The sequence below is a fragment of the Halomonas beimenensis genome (assembly GCF_002549795.1).
Lineage (GTDB): Bacteria > Pseudomonadota > Gammaproteobacteria > Pseudomonadales > Halomonadaceae > Halomonas > Halomonas beimenensis.
In genome coordinates this window covers 2,804,971-2,824,767 of sequence record NZ_CP021435.1, presented here as the reverse complement: position 1 = coordinate 2,824,767, position 19,797 = coordinate 2,804,971, and the positions used below count along the sequence as shown (strand labels likewise).

Here is a 19,797-nt window from a genome sequence, read left to right as displayed (position 1 = left end):
GAGCCCTCGGCATGGAAGCCGCCGAAGGGGCGCTCGCCCCGTCCGCACCTTGGCGCACCGTCCTGCGTTGTGCGCGTCCCCCCTTCCTGGTGCTGGCCCCGCTCTGTGCGGGCCTGGCGATCCTTACCGCCCGCCTGGAGGGACACGCCGTGGCCCCCTGGGAGGCACTGCTGGTGCTGCTCGCCGCCCTGCTGGCCCACGCCTCGGTGAATCTGCTCAACGAGCATCACGACTACACCAGCGGCCTGGATGACCAGACCCGGCGCACGCCCTTCTCCGGCGGCAGCGGGGCCCTGCCGGCCCGGCCGGAGGTCACGCCCTGGGTGCGTCGGGCCGGCCTGGGGTGCCTGGCCGGGGTGGTCGTCATCGGCACCGGCTTCCTGTGGCGTCAGGGGCCCGAGCTGCTGGCCTACGGCCTGCCGGGACTCGCCCTGGTGGTGGCCTACACGGGCGTGCTGACGCGCCGGGCGCTGCTTTGCCTGCTCGCCCCGGGCCTGGGCTTCGGCCTGCTGATGGTGGTCGGCGGCCACCAGGCGCTCACCGGCCGGTTCTCCTGGGTCGCCCTGACGGCATCGCTGGTGCCCGGCCTGCTGGCCAGCGCCCTGCTGCTGCTCAACCAGCTGCCCGACATCGAGGCGGACCGCCGGGTCGGCCGCCACCATCTCGCCATTCGGCTGGGCCCCCGACGGGCCGCTCGGCTGGTCGCGGCGCTGCTGGTGACCGCCTTCCTGGTGGTGCCCCTGGGCTGGGGGGCCGGCCTGCTGCCTTCCGGTGCCTGGCTGGCCTGGCTGCCCGCGCCGGCGCTCGCCTGGCTGGTGATCCGGCTCTGGCGGTTGCCCGAGGCGCCCGACACGCCGGCGCTGGTGCCCTTGCTGGGCCTCAACGTGGCCCTCCAGCTCGGCGTCCTGGCGCTGCTCGAGCTGGGGCTGTGGCTGGCGGGCTGACCTCGCCTCGACGTGGCGGGGGCGTCGGGGCATGATGTCGGGACAACGCTGAACACCTCCGACTGCAGGAAGCAGACCACATGACACGATCCGCCTTCGCTCCCTTGCCCGATGACGCCGGCTACTTCGGTCGCTTCGGCGGCCAGATCATTCCCCCCGAGCTCAAGCGGGTGATGGACGAGATTTCCGAGGCCTACGACGAGATTCGCGCCCGCGACGACTTCCAGCAGGAACTCGCCGGCCTGTTCGCCGACTACGTGGGGCGTCCCAGCCCGATCTTCCACGCCCGGCGGCTCTCCGAGCGGCTGGGCGGGGCCCAGATCCACCTCAAGCGCGAGGACCTGAACCACACCGGCGCCCACAAGATCAACCACTGCCTGGGGGAGGCGCTGCTCGCCAAGTTCATGGGCAAGACCAAGGTGATCGCCGAGACCGGCGCCGGCCAGCACGGCGTGGCGCTGGCCACCGCCTGCGCCCTGGTCGGCATCCCCTGCGAGATCCACATGGGCCAGGTGGACATCGAGAAGGAACATCCCAACGTCACCAAGATGAAGATTCTCGGTGCCCGCCTGGTGCCGGTGACCCGTGGCACGGCCACCCTCAAGGACGCCGTGGACAGTGCCTTCGAGGAGTACCTCAAGGATCCCCGGAACTTCCTCTATGCCATCGGCTCGGTGGTGGGGCCGCATCCCTTCCCGAAGATGGTGCGAGACTTCCAGGCGATCATCGGCCGCGAGGCTCGGGAACAGTTCCAGGAGCGCCACGGGCGCCTGCCCGACCAGGTCGCCGCCTGCGTGGGCGGCGGCTCCAACGCCATCGGCATGTTCACCGCCTTCCTCGATGACGAGGGCGTGCGCCTGGTGGGCGTGGAGCCCGCCGGCGAGGGGCTGGACACGCCGCGACACTCGGCGACCCTCACGCTCGGCCAGCCCGGCGAGATCCACGGCATGGCCTGCTACGTGTTGGAAGACGAGGCGGGCAACCCGTTGCCGGTGCACTCCATCGCCTCCGGCCTCGACTACCCCGGGGTGGGGCCGCAGCACAGCTACCTCAAGGAACACGGCCGGGTCGACTACGTGACCGCCACCGACGATGAGTGCCTGGATGCCTTCCTGACCCTGTCCCGGGTCGAGGGCATCATTCCGGCCCTGGAGAGCGCCCATGCCGTGGCCTGGGCGATGCGTACCGCCCCGACCCTCGGCCCCGACCAGCACCTGTTGATCAACCTCTCGGGACGCGGCGACAAGGATGCCGACTATGTGGCGGCACGACTGAGCCTGTAACCGGTCGATCGCCATCAGGCGTCGATTCGGGGCCTGTCCGTCACGGCGGACTGGGCTAGGGTGAAGGCAACCGTCGCTTTCTGATCGCAAGGGAGACCCCAAGGATGTGGGGTATGACATGGATTCGGGACCGGTGGCGACGTCGACGTGTCCCTCGGGACGTCTCGCTGTCCGACGCCCTCTTCGAACACTTCCCCGGCGCCGCCCTGCTGGCGGATGCCGATGGCGTGGTATTGCGCCTCAGCCCGGGCGCCGAAGCGCACCTCGGCCAGGCGGCGAGTGACCTGGTGGGGACGCGTCTCTCCGGGCTCGACGAAGACCCGTTGAGGGGGGAGCTGGCGCGGGGGATGGCCGCCTGCCTCGCCCAGGGTCGCCCCTGGCGGGGGGCGGTACGCTGTCGCCGGGCCGACGGCGACCTGCGTTACCAGGACGTCGTCATCCGCCCGCTGGCGGGAGGCGAGGGCCCGCCCCGGTTGCTGGTGGTCCTGCATGACGTGGACGACCTGGTCGCCCGGGCCCGGGTCGACCGGGAACGTCTCGCCGACCTCGAGGCCGGCCTGGCCCGGCTGCCCGGCGCGCTCTTCCGGTTGCGCCAGACGCCTCGGGGAGAACTGGGCTTCGAGTACGTGAGCGACGGCATCCGGGAACTCTGCGGTCTCACCCCGGAGACGCTCCAGGCGTCCCCGGAGGCCCTGTTCGCGCGGATGCCGGACGCAGATCGTCGCGCGCTGACGACCACCCTGGCTCGCTCGGCGGTTGGCCTGACGCCCTGGGAGCAGGACGTGCGCCTGACGCTCCCGCAGGGCGAACGCTGGCTGGAGATTCGCGCCCGGGTGCGGCGGGGGAGGCAGGGCGTGACCCTGTGGGACGGCTGGCTGCAGGACATCACCCAACGCAAGGAGGAGGAGTCGCGCACCCGGGCGCTGGTCACCACCGACATGCTCACCGGGTTGCTCAATCGTCGCGGCTTCTTCGCCAACGGCCGTGCGGTGTTGGCCTATGCCGCCCGCCATCACCAGCGCGTGGCGGTCGCCATGCTCGATCTCGATCACTTCAAGGCATTGAACGATACCCACGGCCACGCCGCCGGGGACATCGCCCTGCAGTGCTTCGCGCGCACCTGCCGCGATTGCCTGCGCCCCTATGATCTCATCGCCCGCCTCGGCGGCGAGGAGTTCGCCATCATGCTCGCGGACGGCGACCCCGAGGAGGCCTGGCGGGTCTTCGAGCGACTGCGTCGCCGGGTGGCCGAAACCGAACTCGCCCTGGGCGGCGAGACGCTGCACATCACGGTGAGCCTGGGGCTGGCCTTCCTCGAGCCGGACGGCGACCTGAACGAGGTGCTCGGCCGGGCCGACCGGGCCCTCTATCGGGCCAAGCACGAGGGCCGGAACCGGGTCGTCGGACCGTCGCCGGTGGTGTGAGGCGGCCGACTGGCGGGGAGGAGCCGCCTTGGTTCAGGATAGGGGGGGATGTATCCCCAACGAAGGAGAAGTCGATGACATTGTCCGAGGATTTCCGTCTGCCCGTGGCCTGCCCCAACTGCGGGAGCCACCTGATGCGCGTCTCCAGCATCAAGAACCCCGACGACCAGGTCCACTGCGCCTCCTGCCAGCGCTTCGTCTGCCTCTACCACGAGGCCCAGACGGTGCTGCGTCAGGGCCCTGGCAGCGAGAGCGAGGCGCTGATCGAGAAGGCGGTCAACCGCGGCCCCTGAGAGCGGGGTGGAATGCTGACGGGCCGGCACCTTTCGGTGCCGGCCCGTGCCGTCCAGGATCAGGCTCCGGTGACGCTCAGAGCAGTTCCTCGCCGGCCAGTGCCAGGCGCGAGCGTTCCACGCTCTTCAGGGTGACATGGCCGGCGTGGGGCCAGTCGCGGAAGTGCTGCACCACCGCCGCCATGCCGCAGGTGTTGGCGGTGAGGTAGGGGGTGTCGATCTGTCCCACGTTCCCCAGGCAGACGATCTTGGTGTTGCGTCCGGCCCGGGTGATCAGGGACTTGAGCTGCTTGGGCGTGAAGTTCTGGGCCTCGTCGATGATCAGGAAGGTGTCGTTGAGGGTGCGCCCGCGCATGAAGCCGGGGGCACGGATCTGCACCCGGGAGCCGAGCAGCTGGCGGGTGGCCTCCTGGTCCCAGCTGGTGCTGCCGTCATGCTCGTCGCGCAGCAGGTTGTCCATGTTGTCGTGGAAGGCGCCCATCCAGGGCGACATCTTCTCCTCCTCGGTGCCGGGCAGGTAGCCGATGTCCTCGCTCATCGAGATCGGCGCCCGGGTGAACACCACCCGCTCGAAGCGCTTGGCGTCCAGCGTCTGCTGGAAGGCCGCGGCGAGCGTCATGAAGGTCTTGCCGGTACCGGCGCTGCCGGCGATGGTGACCAGGTCGATGTCGTCGTCCATCAGCAGGTTCAGGGTGAAGTTCTGCCGGCTGTCGTGGGCGTGCACGCCCCAGACGCTGGCGCCGTGGCGGTAGTTGGTGAGCAGTTCCAGCGCGGCGTGGCGGGGGCCGAGATCGCGGATCACCGCCTCGAAGCTGGCCCCGTCGTCGCTGTCGGACACCAGCATGCCCAGGTGCCAGTCGCCCGGGATCTCGCCGGCGAGGCGATAGATCACCTGGCCGCCGTCCTCGCGCTCGACCTTCACCTCGACCTTGAGGCTTTCCCACAGGCCGCTGCCGTCCCCCCCTGCCTCGGGATAGATCCGGGCGCCGCCGATCATGGCGTCGGTGTCGTCGAAGGCGCGGTCGGTGAGATAGTCCTCCACCGGCACGCCCAGGGCCGCGGCCTTGACCCGCAGGTTGATGTCCTTGGTGACCAGGATCACCGAGGCATCGGGGCGTTCGTCGCGCAGCCGGCAGGTCTCGGCCAGCAGGCGGTTGTCGGGGCTGTCCTCCAGGTGCTCCGGCATCGACAGGTCGTCGTAGCACAGCAGGCGTAGCCGGCCCTCGGAGCCGGACAGCCGGGGGATGGGAATGCCATCGCGGATCTGGCCGAGGTCGACGTTGGCGGTGAGGTCCGACAGGGTCCGGCTGACTTGCCGGGCGGTACGGGCGATTTCGCGGATGCCGTTCTTGTGCTTGTCGAGCTCCTCGAGCACGGTCATGGGGATCACCACTTCGTGCTCATCGAACTGATAGAGGGCGGCGGGGTCGTGGATCAGGACGTTGGTGTCCAGCACGTAAAGCCGGGTGGCCTTCTTGTCGATGCGTACCATCGGCGCAGCTCTCCTGATTGTCACCGGAACGGCGTCAGTAAGATGACGCCTCGATGTCGACACTGTCAGCGCGGGATGTCAGATCCATGACAGGGCGTGACGTGCCGGCCTGACGGTTTCTAGTCGTGCGCACCTCCCGTTTTCATGTGACCGCAATATTTGCCACTCGGCTTCAAGCATGGCCCAACTGTGCCGTACTGCACAATTCGGGCCACCAACGCAACGCCTTCCCTGAGGCGCTCAGGCCAGGATCATGACCCGGTCGTCGTCGAAGCGGACCGTCCAGGTACGCAGGTGCACCGTCTCGTCCTCGAGGCAGCGGCCGTCGCGGAGCCGAAAGTGCTGCTTGTAGAGCGGCGAGGCCACCACCGGCTCGCCGTCCAGGTCGCCGACGATGCCGCGGGCGATGACGTTGGCGCCGGCGAAGGGGTCGCGGTGGTCCAGGGCGTAGAGCTCGGTGTCCTGGCCGGGCAGGTAGAAGAGCGCCACCTGGGCCGGGCCATCGGCGGTCTCGAGCCAGGCGGCGACGCCGGAATGGGGAACCAGGTCGTCCCGCGAGCACAGGGGCTGCCAGGTCGCGGTCGTGGTCGGGGCTGCTGCGGTTGCGTTAGTCATGGAACACTCCTTGGCTTGTGGGTGGCTGGGTCAGGGCTCCAGGGCCTGCCGAAGAAAGGTGGGAGCGATCTTTAGATCGCGATGGCGGTTGGCGGCTACCTGGGGCCAGACCCGGGGGATGCTCGCCCATCGCGCAGCAAGCTGCGCTCCCACGACTCGTGTCGACTTTCCTGTGGCGGGTAGCTTGTAGGTCGGATAAGCCGAAGGCGCATCCGACGTGACGCAGACGCCGTCGGCCTGGTCTGTCGGGTGCGCTCGCGCAGCCATTTCCTTACGCAGGCCGGAGCTGGCCGCGCTCCTCGGTCACTATGATGTCCGGGTCGGGACGCGCGTCGTTGACGAAGCTGCGGAAGCGCTTGAGCTTCTCCGGGTCGTTCAGGGCACCCGCCCACTCGCACTCGTAGGCGTCGATGACGGTGCGCATCTGCGCCTCGAGCTCGTCGCCGATTCCCAGGCTATCCTCGAGCACCACCTCCCTGAGGTAGTCCAGGCCGCCCTCCAGGTTCTCGCGCCACACCGAGGTGCGCTGCAACCGGTCGGCGGTGCGCACGTAGAACATCAGGAAGCGATCGATGGCCTGGATCAGCTGCGCGTCGTCCAGGTCGGTGGCCAGCAGCTCGGCGTGGCGCGGGCGCATGCCGCCGTTGCCGCAGACGTAGAGGTTCCAGCCGTGCTCGGTGGCGATCACGCCGACGTCCTTGCTCTGGGCCTCGGCGCACTCGCGGGTGCAGCCGGAGACCGCGAACTTGAGCTTGTGCGGCGAGCGCAGGCCCTTGTAGCGGTGCTCGAGCCGGATCGCCATGCCCACGCTGTCGGCCACCCCGTAGCGGCACCAGGTGCTGCCCACGCAGGACTTCACGGTGCGCACCGACTTGCCGTAGGCGTGGCCGGTCTCGAAGCCGGCCTCGATCAGCTCGCCCCAGATGTCGGGCAGGTCCTCGAGGCGGGCGCCGAAGAGGTCGATGCGCTGGCCGCCGGTGACCTTGGTGTAGAGGCCGTACTTCTGGGCGACCCGGCCGAGCACCACCAGCCTGTCCGGGGTGATCTCGCCGCCGGGGACACGTGGCACCACCGAGTAGGTGCCGTTCTTCTGCATGTTGGCCATGAAGGTGTCGTTGGTGTCCTGCAGCGGGATGTGCGCGGCGTCGGTGATCGGCTCGTTGAAGCAGGAGGCCAGGATCGAGGCCACCGCCGGCTTGCAGATGTCGCAGCCCAGGCCGTGGCCGTGGCGGTCGATCAGCTCGCCGAAGGTCTTGATGCCCTCGACGCGGACGATGTCGTAGAGCTCCTGGCGGGTGTGGGCGAAGTGCTCGCAGATCGACTGGTCGACCTCCACACCGCGGGCCTCGAGCTCATGGTCGACCACGCTCTTGAGCAGCGCCGCGCAGCCGCCGCAACCGGTGCTCGCCTTGGTCTCGGCCTTGACGGCCCCCAGGTCGGTGGCGCCGGCATCGAGGGTCGCGCAGATCGCGCCCTTGGTGACGTTGTGGCACGAGCAGATGGTGGCGCCGTCGGGCAGGGCGTCCGCGCCCAGCGTCGGCGCGCCCTCGGTGGAGGGCAGGATCAGCGAGGCCGGATCCTCGGGCAGCTCCAGGCCGTTGGCGTAGTACTGCATCAGGGTGTCGTAGGTGGCGTTGTCGCCCACCAGCATGGCGCCGAGCAGCTTCCTGCCGTCGCCGGAGACCACCAGCTTGCGATACTCCTGCTTGATCTCGTCCAGGTAGCGGAAGGTCCGCGCACTCGGGTTTCGGTTGCCGTGGGCGTCGCCGATGGCGCCCACGTCGACGCCGAGCAGCTTGAGCTTGGTGCTCATGTCGGCACCGGTGAAGGTGGTCTCGCCTCCACACAGGGTATCGGCGGCGGCCTTGGCCATCCGGTAGCCCGGGGCCACCAGGCCGAAGATGCTGTCGTTCCACAGCGCCACCTCGCCGACGGCCAGGATCGCCGGGTCGCTGGTCAGGCAGCGGTCGTCGATCACCACGCCGCCGCGCTCGCCCATCTCCAGGGCGCAGTCGCGGGCCAGCTCGTCGCGGGGGCGAATGCCGGCGGAGAACACGATCAGGTCGGTCTCCAGCACCTTGTCGTCCTGGAACACCATGCGATGGAAGCTGGCCTCGCCGTCCTCGATGCGCTGGGTAGCACGGTCGGTGAGCACCTGCACGCCCAGGGACTCGATCTTCTCGCGCAGCAGTTCGCCGCCCTCGGCGTCGACCTGCATCGGCATCAGCCGCGGGGCGAACTCGACCACGGCGGTGTCGAGCTCGAGGCCGCGCAGGGCGTTGGCCGCCTCGAGGCCCAGCAGGCCGCCACCGACCACCACCCCGGTGGTGGCGTTCTCGGCCGCCGCACGGATGGCGTCCAGGTCGTCCAGGGTGCGGTAGACCAGGCAGTTGTCGCGCTCGTGGCCGGGAATCGGCGGCACGAAGGGGTAGGAGCCGGTGGCCAGCACCAGCCGGTCATAGGGGTAGCGCCCCTGGTCGGTGACTACCTCGGCCCTGTCGCGGTCGATGGCGGTCACCGCCTCGTGAAGACGCAGCTCGACGCCGTTCGTGGCGTAGAAGTCGGCGTCGCACAGGGCCAGCGACTGGGCGTCCCGGCCGGCGAAGTACTCGGACAGGTGGACGCGGTCGTAGGCGCGATGGCGCTCTTCCCCGAACACCGTGATGCGGTACTGGGCGGTGGCGCCGCGTTCGATGAGTTGCTCGACCAGATGATGGCCGACCATGCCGTTACCGATGATGATCAACTGGGGCTCGTTCATGCGGCCTCCTCCTGCAGGGGGGTGGACGTCGGGGCGTCGAGAAGCGTCGTGGCGTCGGCCTGGCCGAACAGCAGCGCCTGGCGGCAGGGGCTCAGGTCGCGGCCGGCCAGCGACTGCGCGAAGTACCAGGGGCCGGCGGCGGTGTCACCGTAGAGGACGGCGCCCTCGAGCCTGCCGGCACGCAACAGCAGGCGGCGGTAGTCGCCATGCTGCGGATCGTGATAGGTCAGCACCTCATGGTCGTCGTCGGCCTCGATGGGGCCGAAGGCATACAGCGACACGCCGCTGACCTTGAGCTTGGTGGCGGTGGGGGCCTCCACGTAGCCGTCGGGACGTTCGCCGGCCAGGTGGGCGGCGAGCACCTCGACCTGGCGCCAGATCGGCTCGACCAGCCCATAGGTCCGGCCCTCGAACTGGCAGCACTCGCCCAGGGCATGGATCGCCGGGTCGGAACTGGTCAGGTGGGCGTCGACGACGACCGCGCGGTCGACCTCGAGGCCGGCCAGGCGGCCCAGCTCGGCATTGGGCGCGATCCCGATGGCCACCACCACGCAATCGGCGGGCAACAAGCGGCCATCCGCCAGGCGGGCGCCGCTGACATGGCCGTCGTCGTCGGCCTCCAGGCGATCGAGCCTGCCGCCGGTGATGATCTCGAGCCCGCGCGTCGCGAGTTCGTCTTCCAGCAGGCCGGCGGCGGTGGCGTCGAGCTGGCGGTTCATCAGCCGCGCGTCACGCTGGACGACGCTCACCCTCATGCCGCGCTTGCGCAGGCCCTCGGCGGCCTCCAGGCCCAGCAGGCCGCCGCCGATCACCACCGCGCGCCCGCCGCCCCGGGTCCGGGAGCAATCGACCAGCGCCGCGGCGTCATCGAGATCGCGAAAGGCATGAACGCCATCGAGCTCGAGGCCGGGAATCGGCGGCATGGCCGGCCGCGACCCGGTGGCCAGCACCAGGCGGTCGTAGCCGAGTTCGCGGCCGGCGTCGGTGGTCACCCGCTGGGCCTGCCGGTCGATGCCCTCGACCCGCTCGCCGAGCACCAGTTCGACGCCCTGTGCGGCGTACCAGTCGGTGTCGCGCAGGGTCAGCGCCTCGCGTTTCATCTCGCCGGCCAGCAGCGGCGAGAGCAGGATGCGGTTGTAGGCGGGGCAGGGTTCCTCGCCGATCAGGGTGATGCGGCGGGGGGCGCCGTCGCGGCGGACCAGGCCTTCGACCAGACGCTGTCCGGCCATGCCGTTGCCGACGATCACCAGGTGATCGATGGGGCGGGCCGCCGCCTGAGGCCGTATGGAGCCATCGGAGCACATGGGATTTCCTCCTGAAACGCAGAAGACGCCTCGACGCTCCCCGGCTGTGGGGAGCATGGAGACGTCTTCGTCTGGCATTCGATGTGCGATCGCCGTTGACCGCCGGGGCCGGGGCCCTTCGTTCGCCCAGTACCAATCAAGTATCGGGCCAGTTTTGTATAACTATCAATCAATACAGTGAGTTGTAGTGGCTATTGGCCTGCCCGAGGGCAGGCCTCCCTGGCCTCTGTCCCGGGTCATGCACAGCCCTGGTGCGCGGCGGCATCGAAGTGCACGGCGCTGTAGCAGGCGTCGATCCGGTTGCGGTCGAGGGAGCCGCCGAGCTGGCGGGCCAGGTGTTCCACCACGGCCCCCAGTTGGCCGGCCTCGGGGCGCAGGGCCGTGAAGCGCTGATCGACCGGCGCCTCGCCCAGCGGCAGGGTCGGCAGGTGGTCCAGGGCGCGGTCCAGGTAGGGCGGCAGGGCCAGCCAGTCTCGTGCCTGGCGTCGATGCTCGGGCGAGGCGGACAGCCAGTCGGCGGCGGCGATCGGGGCGCGGATCATGGCCGTCAGGGTGAGCGGATGGCGTTCGGCCCATTGCCGAGTCACGCCCAGCATCTTCTCCGGGTGACCGGGCCATAGCTGGGCGCCGGTGGCGACGATACGGCCGCCGCCGCGATGCGCGGCCTGGGTGCCCCAGGGCTCGCCGACGCAGAAGCCATCGATGCGTCCCAGCTCGAGCGCCTCGACCATGCGCGATGGCGGCAGGGCCACCAGTTCGACGTCGGCGTCGGGGTCGAGGCCGTCCAGGGCCAGCCAGTCGCGCAGCTGGAAATGGTGGCTGGAGAAGGGGTGCACCATGGCCAGCCGCGGCCTCGGGGCGCCACGGTGTCGCAGCCGGGCGGCGAAGTCGCGGGCGTTGACGGCCGGGTCCCGACCTCCGGGGGTGTCGTCGTAGGGGGCGGCCATGCCCTGCGCCCAGCGGTGCGACAGCACCAGGGTGTTGCCGTTGCGTCCCAGCACCAGCGGAGCCAGGGTGTCGCAGGGCGGGCCCGAGAGCCCCAGGCTCATGGCCAGCGGCAGGGGGGCGAGCAGCTGGGCGCCATCGAGCAGGCCGGCGGCGAGCTTGTCGCGCAGGGTCGACCAGGCGCTCTCGCGGGACAGCGTGACGTCGAGCCCCTCGGCGGCGAAGAAGCCGCCTTCCCGGGCGATGATCGGCAGGGCGGCGTCCAGCAGGGGGACGAAGCCCAGGGTCAGGCGAGGGCGCTCGGGGGCGTGGGACATGCTCATTGGCCTTTCTCCAGTCCTTCGAGGATATCGATCACGTTGGCGGCCACCTCGCCGATGCGCTGGCCGCGGTCCATGGCCAGCTTGCGCAGCATCCGGTAGGCCTGGGGCTCGTCGCAGTCCTGGTGCTTCATCAGCAGGCCCTTGGCCCGCTCGATGCGCTTGCGGTCGGCCAACTGGCCCCGGGCGCGATCGAGCTCCTGACGCAGCGACTGGAAGGCATCGAAGCGGGCGATGGCCACCTCGAGGATCGCCTTGACCCGACCCGGCACCAGGCCGTCCACCACATAGGCGCTGACGCCGGCCGCGAGGGCGGCCTGCATCGTGTCGGGCTCGTGCTGGTCGGCGAAGAAGACCACCGGTCGCGGGTTCTCCCGGTTGAGCAGCGCCATGCTGTCGAGGGTGTCCCGGTCGGGAGATTCCATGTCGATGATCACCACGTCGGGCGCATGACGGGCGACCATGTCGTTGAGGCTCGAGGGCCCCTGAAGGCGGCAGATCACCTCGTGGCCTTCTCGGCCGAGGGCTTCCTCGACCATGGCGGCGCGGACGGTCTCGTCGTCCACCAGCAGGATTCGCAAGGGCTGGGGCATGGGGGTATGGCTCGTGGTCTTGGTCATTGCCCGTGCTCTTGCAAGAAGCATTCCATCGACGGCGCGGCCGGCGCTCAAGGCGCGCTTCCCGCTCGGCGGCGACGGACGCTGCACCTCCGGAGGGCGTGGCGGGCCCTCGTCGCTGCGGCCTGGTGCAAGATGCGCCACGGGAGCGAGGAGGCAAGCCCGCCGCGACGCGCCTCACCGAGGATGGCACGCCACTTGCTTGACTCTTGCCAGTACAGGCATATCATCCCGGGCCGCCGCGTCGGCGGCCCATGGCAACGACGCCCACCCTCCACCTCGGCCCTTGCCGGTGTGGACGGTGGGCGTCGTCGTTCCGGGACCCGCGATCGCTATCGAGGAGTGCACCAATGCATCAGGCTCGAACCACCTGCCCCTACTGCGGCGTCGGCTGTGGCGTGAGGGCCGACATCGAGGACGGACGCCTCCACGGCGTGGAGGGCGACGGGGACCATCCCGCCAACTATGGACGGTTATGCGTCAAGGGCTCGGCGCTTGCCGAGACCCTGGGGAGTCACGGCCGCCTGACGCGCCCCCGGGTCGACGGCGTCGAGGTCGACTGGGACACCGCGCTCGACGCCGTGGCCGAACGGCTCCAGGCCACCCGCGACACCGCGGGCGAAGGGGCCCTGGCGGCCTACCTGTCGGGGCAGCTGCTCACCGAGGACTACTACGTCGCCAACAAGCTGTTCAAGGGCTTCCTCGGCACGCCGCACCTGGATACCAACTCCCGGCTGTGCATGGCCTCGGCGGTGGCCGCCTACAAGCGCGCGCTGGGCGCCGACGCCGTGCCCTGCAGCTACGAGGACCTGGAGGAAGCCGAACTGGTCGTGCTGGTGGGCTCCAACCTGGCCTGGAACCATCCGGTGCTCTATCAGCGACTGCGCACCGCCAAGATGCGCAATCCCTTGATGCGGGTGGTGGTGATCGATCCCCGAGTCACCGACACCTGCGAGATCGCCGACCTCTACCTGGGACTCAGGCCCGGCAGCGACGCCCGGCTGTTCAACGGCCTGCTGGCCTGGATGGCCGACAAGGGCAGGCTCGACCGGCTCTACCTGGAGCGGCACACCCAAGGGGTCGAGGCGGCACTGGCCGCGGCCCGCGAGGACGACGCCGCCGTCGAGGCCATCGCCGCCGACTGCGATCTCGACCCGGAGCGTCTGGAGACCTTCTTCTACTGGTTCGCCAGCCAGCTGCACGTGGTGACCCTCTACTCCCAGGGCATCAACCAGTCGTCCAGCGGCACCGACAAGTGCCAGGCGATCATCAACTGCCACCTGGCCGGCGGCAAGATCGGGCTGCCCGGCGCCGGGCCCTTCTCGATCACCGGCCAGCCCAACGCCATGGGGGGCCGCGAGGTGGGCGGGCTGGCCAACCAGCTGGCGGCCCACATGGACTACGACTCGCCCGGAGCCATCGACCGGGTCACGCGCTTCTGGGCCACCGAGACCCTGGTGCCGACCCTGCCCGAGGGGCCGGGACACAAGGCCGTGGAGCTGTTCGAGGCCATCGAGCGCGGCGAGGTCCGGGCGCTGTGGGTGATGGCCACCAACCCGGCGGTCAGCCTGCCCGACGCCGACCGCGTGCGGGCGGCGCTGGCGAAGTGCCCGCTGGTGATCGTCTCCGAGTGCATGGCCGACACCGACCTGCTGCCCTACGCCGACATCGTGCTGCCGGCCTCCTCCTGGTCGGAGAAGGACGGCACCGTGACCAACTCCGAGCGGCGCATCTCGCGCCAGCGCGGCCTGCTGCCGCCCCCCGGGGAGGCACGCCACGACTGGTGGATCGTCTGCGAGGTAGCCCGGCGCCTGGGCTATGGCGAGGCCTTCGCCTATGAGCACCCCGCCGAGATCTTCGTCGAGCACGCCCGGCTGTCGGGCTTCGAGAACGACGGCAACCGGATATTCGATATCTCGGCGCTGGCCGAGCTCGACCGCGAGGCCTACGACGCCCTGGCGCCCGTCCAGTGGCCGGTCACCCGAGCCGCGCCGCGAGGCACTACGCGACTGTTCGAGGATGGCCGCTTCGCCACGGCGGACGGCCTGGCCCGGTTGATGCCGGTGCGGCCGCGTGGCCCCGCTCAAGCGCTCGGCGAGTCGCGCCCGCTGCGCCTCAACACCGGTCGGGTGCGCGACCAGTGGCACACCATGACCCGGACCGCCCGGGCGCCGCGCCTGATGAACCACCGTGCCGAGCCGTTCGTCGAGATTACCCCCGAGGATGCCGCGACGTTCGGCGTGGGCGACCAGCAGCTGGCGCGGCTGACCGGCGCCGGCGGCGAGTATCGCGGCCGGGTGCGGCTGACCAAGGGCCAGCGTCGCGGCGAGGTCTTCGTGCCCATGCACTGGACCGATCGTTTCAGCGGCGCGGCGCGCGCGGGACGCCTGCTTGCCGCCCACCTCGACCCGATCTCCGGTCAGCCCGAGACCAAGCACGGCGCGGTGGCGCTGGCGGCGCTCGAGGTGGGCTGGGAGGCGACCCTGCTGATGGCCAGCGACGACGCCTCGGGCGGCGAGTTCGAGGGGCGCGACGACGGCGCCTACTGGGCGCGCATTCCGCTGGCCCACTGCCAGCGCTGGCAGCTCGCCAGGGGGAAGCCCGGCGAGCCCCGCGACTGGCTGGCCTGGGTGCAGCGCTGGCTGCCCACGGCGCCGACCCTGTGGTGCGACGACCCGGCCGGCGGTCGGCTGCGCGCCGCGGGCCTCGAGGACGGCCGCCTCCGCTGGTGGCTGATGGTGGCCCCGCCCGCCGAGCTGCCGGGGCTGGCCTGGCTCGACGAGCGCTTCGCCGAGTCGAGCCGAGGGCAGCCCCTGACGGCCGATCGGCGCCGGCGGCTGCTGGCTGGCTGCGACGCCGGCGAGGCCGATGCCGGCCCCCTGGTATGCAGCTGCCACCAGGTGGGCCAGAAGGCCATCGTCGAGGCCATCCAGGCCGGCGACACCAGTGTCGAGGCCCTGGGGGCGAGGCTGGCCTGCGGCACCCAGTGCGGCAGCTGCCTGCCCGAACTCAAGTCCCTGATCGAAGACACCGCCGGAGCCGATCCGGAAGAGGAGGATGACCATGCGCGTGCTGAGCAAGCCCCGAAAGCCGTTCACGTCGCTTGAGGGCCTGAGCCCGATCGCCGCCCTGGCGCGCCTGGGCCGTGACGCCTCGCGCTGGTGGCAGGGCGTCACGGCAGGGCGGTCGGACGATGATGCCGCCCGGCTCTCGCTGCGCGGCGAGTGTCGGTCCGGACGCGTCTACCTGGTCGGCGCCGGCAGCGGCGATGTCGAGCTGCTGACCCTGAAGGCGGCGCGATTGCTCGCCCAGGCCGACGCCGTGGTCTACGACCGCCTGGTCGGCGAGGAGGTGCTGGCGCTGATCCCCGCCGGTCGCGAGCGCTACTACGTGGGCAAGGCGCGGGGTCACCACAGCGTGCCCCAGGCCGAGATCGGCGCCCTGCTGGTGCGCCTGGCCGGCGAGGGCAAGGCCGTGGTGCGCCTCAAGGGCGGCGATCCCGGGGTGTTCGGGCGCATGGGCGAGGAGCTCGCCGCGCTGGCCGAGGCGGGGGTGCCGACGCAGGTCGTGCCCGGCATCACCGCCGCCTCGGCGGCCTGCGCCGCCATGGGGATCCCGCTCACCGACCGTGCCCACGCCCAGCAACTGCGCCTGGTCACCGCCCAGCAATGCCGCACGGGCGGCGAACCCGACTGGGGTGCCCTGGCCCGGCGGGACGAGACCCTGGTCTTCTACATGGGGCTGGTCAAGGTGGAGGCGATCTGCGCCGGCCTGCGCGGCGCCGGGCTGCCCGACGACTGGCCGATCCTGCTGGTCGCCAACGCCAGTCTGCCCGGCCAGCGTTCGCTCGTCGGCACCCTGGCGGACATGCCGGCGCGCCTCGAGGCAAGCCCCCTGCCGTCGCCTTGCCTGATCATCGTGGGCAGCGTGGTGCGGATGGCCGAAGCCAGCCGGGTGACGCCGCTCGCGCGAGGCGAGCCGGCCTGAGGCATGGGCGTCTGGCTGGCTCAGGTCAGCCGGCGTCCCATGCTGATGCGCTCCTCGATATCGAACCCCAGCCGGCGGTAGAAGTCGGCCACCGCGTCGTTTCCGCCACGGATCTGCAGGTTGACCTTGACGCAGCCCATCCCGCGTAGTCGCTCGATGGCATGGTCGACGATGCGCCTGCCGAGACCTTGCCCTCGGTGGGAGGGGGCCACCGCGACGGCATACAGCCAGCCGCGGTGGCCGTCGTAGCCGACCAGGCAGCTGGCAACGACCTCGCCGTCGTCCTCGATCACATAGAGATGGTCGTCCACGGCCAACTTGGCCGCGAGAATGGCCTCGGGGGCGTTGTAGCCGGTGTAGTCGGGAAAGCTGGCCCGCCACAGGGCGGTCAGGCTGGGGGCATCGCCTTCGCGGTATTTCCTCGGGATCATCGTCGCTGTCTTCGTGGCCTGGAGTCTCGTCGCGCGGGCGTCGCCGGGGGAGGTCAGCTTAACCAGACCGGCGTGAACCGGCCAGCGCCTGCCGGGATGCCGCCGATGGGCTCGGCGGAAGAGGCATTCGGGGGCAAGCCCCGTCCAAGACGATCGCCTCATGCAAGGACAGGGGGGGAGGCCGTGCCGATGGGCACGGCCAAGGGCCGCAGGCTCAGTCGCTCCCCTTGTCGAAGGCCTCCATCACCTCGCGACCGGTCAGGTCGTGGGTGGCGTTGGCGAAGGCATACCAGGGGGGCTTGTCGTCGATGAAGATCTGGGTGTCGAAGGTCCAGGCCTGGCCATCATCGACGAGCCCCGCCGGCACGGCGTAGTGCTCGCCGGTCCTGAGCCGGTAGAAGAGGTGGGTGCCGCAATGCCGGCAGAAGGCCCGTTCGGCCCAGTCCGAGGAGGCGTAGATGCTGACGCTGTTCTCGCCCTCGATCTCGACCCGCGAGACCGACTCCAGGGCCAGCAGGGGGCCGCCTCCCCAGGTACGGCACATCCGGCAGTGGCAGGCGCCGATGTTCTGGCGGGCGGCCGCCACCGACAGGGTCACGGCGCCGCACAGGCAGCTGCCGCGCAGGGTCATGGCATCGTTATGCATGGTCGTCTCCTCGGCAATGGGGATTCCCTGGCGCGGCCCGGTTTCAGCCCTTGAGCTGGGCGAGGATGGTGTCGGCGCTGCTCGCCTCGATCACGCCCTTCTGGGTGTCGACGCCGAGATACTCCACCACGCCGTCGTTGGCGATCAGGGCGAAGCGCTTGCTGCGGGTGCCCATCCCGCCGGCGCTGGCGTCCATGTCCAGGCCCAGGGCGCGAGTGAACTCGGCGTTGCCGTCGGCCAGCATGGTGAACTGTCCGGCGTTCTGGTCCTTCTGCCAGGCATCCATCACGAAGGCGTCGTTGACCGCCAGGCAGCCGATGGCGTCGGCACCGGCGGCGAGGATGTCGTCGGCGCGGACCACGAAGCCGGGCATGTGGGTGTTGGAGCAGCCCGGCGTGAAGGCGCCGGGCACGGCGAACAGCACCACCCGGCGGCCGGCGAAGAAGTCGCCGGTGGAAAGGTCCTCGGGCCCCTTGGGGCCGTTGGTCTTGATCGAGACGTCGGGAAGGCGGTCACCGATGGCGATCGTCATGGGGAAACTCCTTTTCGGTTGGTAGGGGTGTTCATTCCTCGGCCAGCGGGGGCGTGGGACGCACCAGGATCTCGTTGACGTCCACATGCGCGGGCTGGCCGACGGCATAGAGGACGGCCGCGGCGACGTCGCGAGCCTCCAGCGCTTGCTCGGGTGGTTCGTCGAAGAAGGGCGTGGCGACCATGCCGGGCTCGATCAGGGTCACCCGGATGCCGCTGCCGCGCAACTCCTCGCGGAGATTGTAGCCGAGTCCGGTCACCGCCCACTTGGTGGCCCCGTACATGGAGCCGGGGATGGTGGCGCGTCCCGCGGCGGAGCCGGTGAGCAGGACATGGCCCCGGCTCCGGCGCAAGGCCGGCAGGGTGGCCTGGACCGTGAGGCCTACCCCATAGAGGTTGGTGAGGATCATGTCTCGCCAGGCCTCGTGGTCGGCCTCGCTGAAGCCGCCGGGGGAGCCGCCTCGGCCGGCATTGGCGAACACCGCATCGAGCCGGCCGAAGCGTTCGAGGGCCTGTTCCACCATGGCCTGCTGGTCCGTCATGGAGGTCACGTCCATGACGACCGGCAGCACGTTCTCGGGACCGAGTTCCCGGGCCAGGCTGTCGAGGCGCTCGCGGGAGCGGGCCGCCAGCACCAGCTTGTACCCCTCCCGGGAGGCGGCGCGGGCGGTGGCGGCGCCGATGCCGCTGGACGCGCCGGTGATCAGGAATACGCGTGCCGTCATCGTCCTCATCCGTTGCGTTGATTCGACCAGCTTCCAGCATGGTCACAACACCGGGCCCCTGCAAACGCGAACGCCACCGCCGCGGCGAGGCGGCGGTGGCGCTGACGGGCGACGGATGGTGCGGCTCAGCGCAGCGACAGGGCCGTCGAGGGCTGGGCACCGACCGCTTCCTGATAGGCGGCACTCTCCTCGGCCTCGACCTCGGGGGAGAAGCGCACCACCAGGGCACACAGCGAGGCGATGATCACTGCCACCCCGAGATAGAACAGGCCTTCCTGGTAGGTCAGGGCCTCGGAGCGGAACAGGAAGCCCGCGGCCACGGCGCCGGCGTTGCCGCCGGCACCGACGATGCCGGCCACGGCGCCCAGGGCCTTCTTGTTGATGAAGGGCACCACCCCGAAGGTCGCGCCCTCGGCCATCTGCACGAAGAGGCTGAACACCAGCATGATGCCGATGGCCAGCGCCAGGACATGCATCTGCGAGAAGAACATCAGCGCCACGCCTTCGCAGAGCATGGCGATGAACAGCCAGCGCACGCGGCCCTTGAGGCCCGAATTCCGGGCGAAGAGGTCCGAGAAGATGCCGCCCAGGGTGCGGGCGAAGAGGTTCATCAGGCCGAACAGGCCGGCGATCATGCCCGCGGTGGCCAGCGTCAGGTCGAAGTTATCGAAGAAGTAGATGGCGGCGATGTTGTTGATGGTCAGCTCCACCCCGAAGCAGGCGGCATAGACCACGAACAGGGCCCAGACGCGCACGTCCCTGGCGGCGGCGGCGAAGCTGGCGCCCATGCCGTGCTCGCCATCGGCCTGGGGGAGTTCACCGCGGGCTCGCAGCTCGTCGAAGTTGCCGTCCGGGGCGTCCTGGGTGAAGACGTAGTAGGCGATACCGACGAGGAACAGCACCACGCCGGGCACCACCATGGCCAGGCGCCAGCCCAGCGTCTCGCTGACGCCGAGCATCAGGATACCGGAGAACACCAGCGGCATCAGGATCTGGGTGGTGCCGCCGCCCAGGTTGCCCCACCCGGCCGAGGTGGCATTGGCGGTGCCCACCACGTTGGGGGCGAACATCACCGAGGTGTGGTACTGGGTGATCACGAAGGAAGCGCCGATGGCGCCGATGGCCAGGCGCGCCAGCAGGAAGGTCTCGAAGCTGTCGGCCAGGCCGATGCTCATCACCGGCAGCGAGCCGAGGCACAGCAGCCAGGTGTAGGCCTTGCGCGGGCCGATCTTGTCACACAGGACACCGATGGCCAGGCGCACGATCACGGTGATGGCCACCGAGGCGATGATGGTGTTGCCGATCTGGGTCTTGGTCAGGCCAAGGTCGTCGCGCACCACCGCCATCAAGGGGGCGATGCCGAACCAACCGAAGAAGCAGATGTGGAAGGCGAACCAGGAGAAGTGGAAGGCGCGCATCTGCGGCATCTTCCAGTTGAGCAGGCGGATTCTGTTGGCCTTGTGGCGGATTTCCATGGGG

Annotated in this window: 17 protein-coding genes; 6 read left to right on the top strand and 11 right to left on the bottom strand. The window is 70.2% G+C overall.

Features of this window, described 5'->3' with window-relative positions:
- The first annotated feature begins 11 nt into the window (after window positions 1-11).
- The 4 genes from BEI_RS13180 (at window position 12) to BEI_RS13165 (ending at window position 3,944) form a co-directional block, all read left to right on the top strand.
- Window positions 12-944: a prenyltransferase gene (locus BEI_RS13180; protein WP_097789953.1), complete on the top strand. Its 933-nt coding sequence runs from the start codon at window positions 12-14 to the stop codon at window positions 942-944.
- A gap of 80 nt (window positions 945-1,024) precedes the next feature.
- Window positions 1,025-2,227 carry a tryptophan synthase subunit beta gene (trpB, locus tag BEI_RS13175; protein ID WP_097789952.1) on the top strand — a complete coding sequence of 401 codons (1,203 nt, stop codon included), beginning with the start codon at window positions 1,025-1,027 and terminating at the stop codon, window positions 2,225-2,227.
- Window positions 2,228-2,340: 113 nt separating this feature from the next.
- Window positions 2,341-3,651, top strand: coding sequence for a sensor domain-containing diguanylate cyclase (locus BEI_RS13170; RefSeq protein WP_193765109.1), 1,311 nt, complete (start codon window positions 2,341-2,343; stop codon window positions 3,649-3,651).
- Between the two features lie 74 nt (window positions 3,652-3,725).
- Entirely contained in the window at window positions 3,726-3,944 is a 219-nt protein-coding gene (locus BEI_RS13165; protein ID WP_097789950.1) for a hypothetical protein, read from the top strand.
- A 76-nt stretch (window positions 3,945-4,020) separates the two neighbouring features.
- On the opposite strand, the gene BEI_RS13160 is transcribed toward BEI_RS13165, so the two are convergent.
- The 6 genes from BEI_RS13160 to BEI_RS13135 form a co-directional block, all read right to left on the bottom strand.
- The gene (locus BEI_RS13160) at window positions 4,021-5,436 is read right to left on the bottom strand and encodes a PhoH family protein (protein ID WP_097789949.1); all 1,416 of its coding nucleotides are present in this window, start codon (window positions 5,434-5,436) and stop codon (window positions 4,021-4,023) included.
- 240 nt (window positions 5,437-5,676) lie between these two features.
- Window positions 5,677-6,051 carry a nitrite reductase small subunit NirD gene (gene nirD, locus BEI_RS13155; RefSeq protein ID WP_097789948.1) on the bottom strand — a complete coding sequence of 125 codons (375 nt, stop codon included), beginning with the start codon at window positions 6,049-6,051 and terminating at the stop codon, window positions 5,677-5,679.
- Window positions 6,052-6,322: 271 nt separating this feature from the next.
- A complete protein-coding gene (nirB, locus tag BEI_RS13150; protein WP_097789947.1) occupies window positions 6,323-8,812 on the bottom strand; it encodes a nitrite reductase large subunit NirB in 2,490 nt (829 codons plus the stop codon).
- A complete protein-coding gene (locus tag BEI_RS13145) occupies window positions 8,809-10,116 on the bottom strand; it encodes an NAD(P)/FAD-dependent oxidoreductase (protein ID WP_097789946.1) in 1,308 nt (435 codons plus the stop codon). Before BEI_RS13145 ends, nirB begins: the two co-directional genes overlap by 4 nt.
- A 236-nt stretch (window positions 10,117-10,352) precedes the next feature.
- Window positions 10,353-11,384 (bottom strand): CmpA/NrtA family ABC transporter substrate-binding protein, encoded by a 1,032-nt coding sequence (locus BEI_RS13140; RefSeq protein WP_097789945.1) that lies wholly within the window; start codon window positions 11,382-11,384, stop codon window positions 10,353-10,355.
- Complete coding sequence (locus BEI_RS13135; RefSeq protein ID WP_097791083.1) at window positions 11,381-11,974, bottom strand: ANTAR domain-containing response regulator; 594 nt, start codon at window positions 11,972-11,974, stop codon at window positions 11,381-11,383. Before BEI_RS13135 ends, BEI_RS13140 begins: the two co-directional genes overlap by 4 nt.
- A gap of 374 nt (window positions 11,975-12,348) precedes the next feature.
- Between BEI_RS13135 and BEI_RS13130 the strand changes: the two genes are divergently transcribed.
- Complete coding sequence (locus BEI_RS13130) at window positions 12,349-15,105, top strand: nitrate reductase (protein WP_097789944.1); 2,757 nt, start codon at window positions 12,349-12,351, stop codon at window positions 15,103-15,105.
- The gene (gene cobA, locus BEI_RS13125) at window positions 15,062-15,985 is read left to right on the top strand and encodes a uroporphyrinogen-III C-methyltransferase (protein ID WP_097789943.1); all 924 of its coding nucleotides are present in this window, start codon (window positions 15,062-15,064) and stop codon (window positions 15,983-15,985) included. Before BEI_RS13130 ends, cobA begins: the two co-directional genes overlap by 44 nt.
- Window positions 15,986-16,005: 20 nt before the next feature.
- On the opposite strand, the gene BEI_RS13120 is transcribed toward cobA, so the two are convergent.
- From BEI_RS13120 to BEI_RS13100, 5 genes are all read right to left on the bottom strand, one after another.
- Window positions 16,006-16,416: a GNAT family acetyltransferase gene (locus tag BEI_RS13120; RefSeq protein ID WP_097789942.1), complete on the bottom strand. Its 411-nt coding sequence runs from the start codon at window positions 16,414-16,416 to the stop codon at window positions 16,006-16,008.
- Window positions 16,417-16,630: 214 nt separating this feature from the next.
- Window positions 16,631-17,062: a GFA family protein gene (locus BEI_RS13115; protein WP_097789941.1), complete on the bottom strand. Its 432-nt coding sequence runs from the start codon at window positions 17,060-17,062 to the stop codon at window positions 16,631-16,633.
- Window positions 17,063-17,105: 43 nt separating this feature from the next.
- Window positions 17,106-17,594, bottom strand: a complete 489-nt coding sequence (locus BEI_RS13110) for a peroxiredoxin (protein WP_097789940.1) — start codon at window positions 17,592-17,594, stop codon at window positions 17,106-17,108.
- A 31-nt stretch (window positions 17,595-17,625) separates the two neighbouring features.
- On the bottom strand, window positions 17,626-18,318 hold the full coding sequence (locus BEI_RS13105) for an SDR family oxidoreductase (protein ID WP_097789939.1): 693 nt from the start codon (window positions 18,316-18,318) through the stop codon (window positions 17,626-17,628).
- Between the two features lie 125 nt (window positions 18,319-18,443).
- Window positions 18,444-19,793, bottom strand: a complete 1,350-nt coding sequence (locus BEI_RS13100) for an MFS transporter (protein ID WP_097789938.1) — start codon at window positions 19,791-19,793, stop codon at window positions 18,444-18,446.
- Between the last annotated feature and the right edge of the window lie 4 nt (window positions 19,794-19,797).

Coding starts and splice junctions, on each gene's coding strand:
- BEI_RS13180 (WP_097789953.1), top strand. CDS start 12: ATGGAAGCCGCCGAAGGGGCGCTCGCCCCGTCCGCACCTTGGCGCACC.
- trpB (WP_097789952.1), top strand. CDS start 1,025: ATGACACGATCCGCCTTCGCTCCCTTGCCCGATGACGCCGGCTACTTC.
- BEI_RS13170 (WP_193765109.1), top strand. CDS start 2,341: ATGACATGGATTCGGGACCGGTGGCGACGTCGACGTGTCCCTCGGGAC.
- BEI_RS13165 (WP_097789950.1), top strand. CDS start 3,726: ATGACATTGTCCGAGGATTTCCGTCTGCCCGTGGCCTGCCCCAACTGC.
- BEI_RS13160 (WP_097789949.1), bottom strand. CDS start 5,436: ATGGTACGCATCGACAAGAAGGCCACCCGGCTTTACGTGCTGGACACC.
- nirD (WP_097789948.1), bottom strand. CDS start 6,051: ATGACTAACGCAACCGCAGCAGCCCCGACCACGACCGCGACCTGGCAG.
- nirB (WP_097789947.1), bottom strand. CDS start 8,812: ATGAACGAGCCCCAGTTGATCATCATCGGTAACGGCATGGTCGGCCAT.
- BEI_RS13145 (WP_097789946.1), bottom strand. CDS start 10,116: ATGTGCTCCGATGGCTCCATACGGCCTCAGGCGGCGGCCCGCCCCATC.
- BEI_RS13140 (WP_097789945.1), bottom strand. CDS start 11,384: ATGAGCATGTCCCACGCCCCCGAGCGCCCTCGCCTGACCCTGGGCTTC.
- BEI_RS13135 (WP_097791083.1), bottom strand. CDS start 11,974: ATGCCCCAGCCCTTGCGAATCCTGCTGGTGGACGACGAGACCGTCCGC.
- BEI_RS13130 (WP_097789944.1), top strand. CDS start 12,349: ATGCATCAGGCTCGAACCACCTGCCCCTACTGCGGCGTCGGCTGTGGC.
- cobA (WP_097789943.1), top strand. CDS start 15,062: ATGCGCGTGCTGAGCAAGCCCCGAAAGCCGTTCACGTCGCTTGAGGGC.
- BEI_RS13120 (WP_097789942.1), bottom strand. CDS start 16,416: ATGATCCCGAGGAAATACCGCGAAGGCGATGCCCCCAGCCTGACCGCC.
- BEI_RS13115 (WP_097789941.1), bottom strand. CDS start 17,062: ATGCATAACGATGCCATGACCCTGCGCGGCAGCTGCCTGTGCGGCGCC.
- BEI_RS13110 (WP_097789940.1), bottom strand. CDS start 17,594: ATGACGATCGCCATCGGTGACCGCCTTCCCGACGTCTCGATCAAGACC.
- BEI_RS13105 (WP_097789939.1), bottom strand. CDS start 18,318: ATGACGGCACGCGTATTCCTGATCACCGGCGCGTCCAGCGGCATCGGC.
- BEI_RS13100 (WP_097789938.1), bottom strand. CDS start 19,793: ATGGAAATCCGCCACAAGGCCAACAGAATCCGCCTGCTCAACTGGAAG.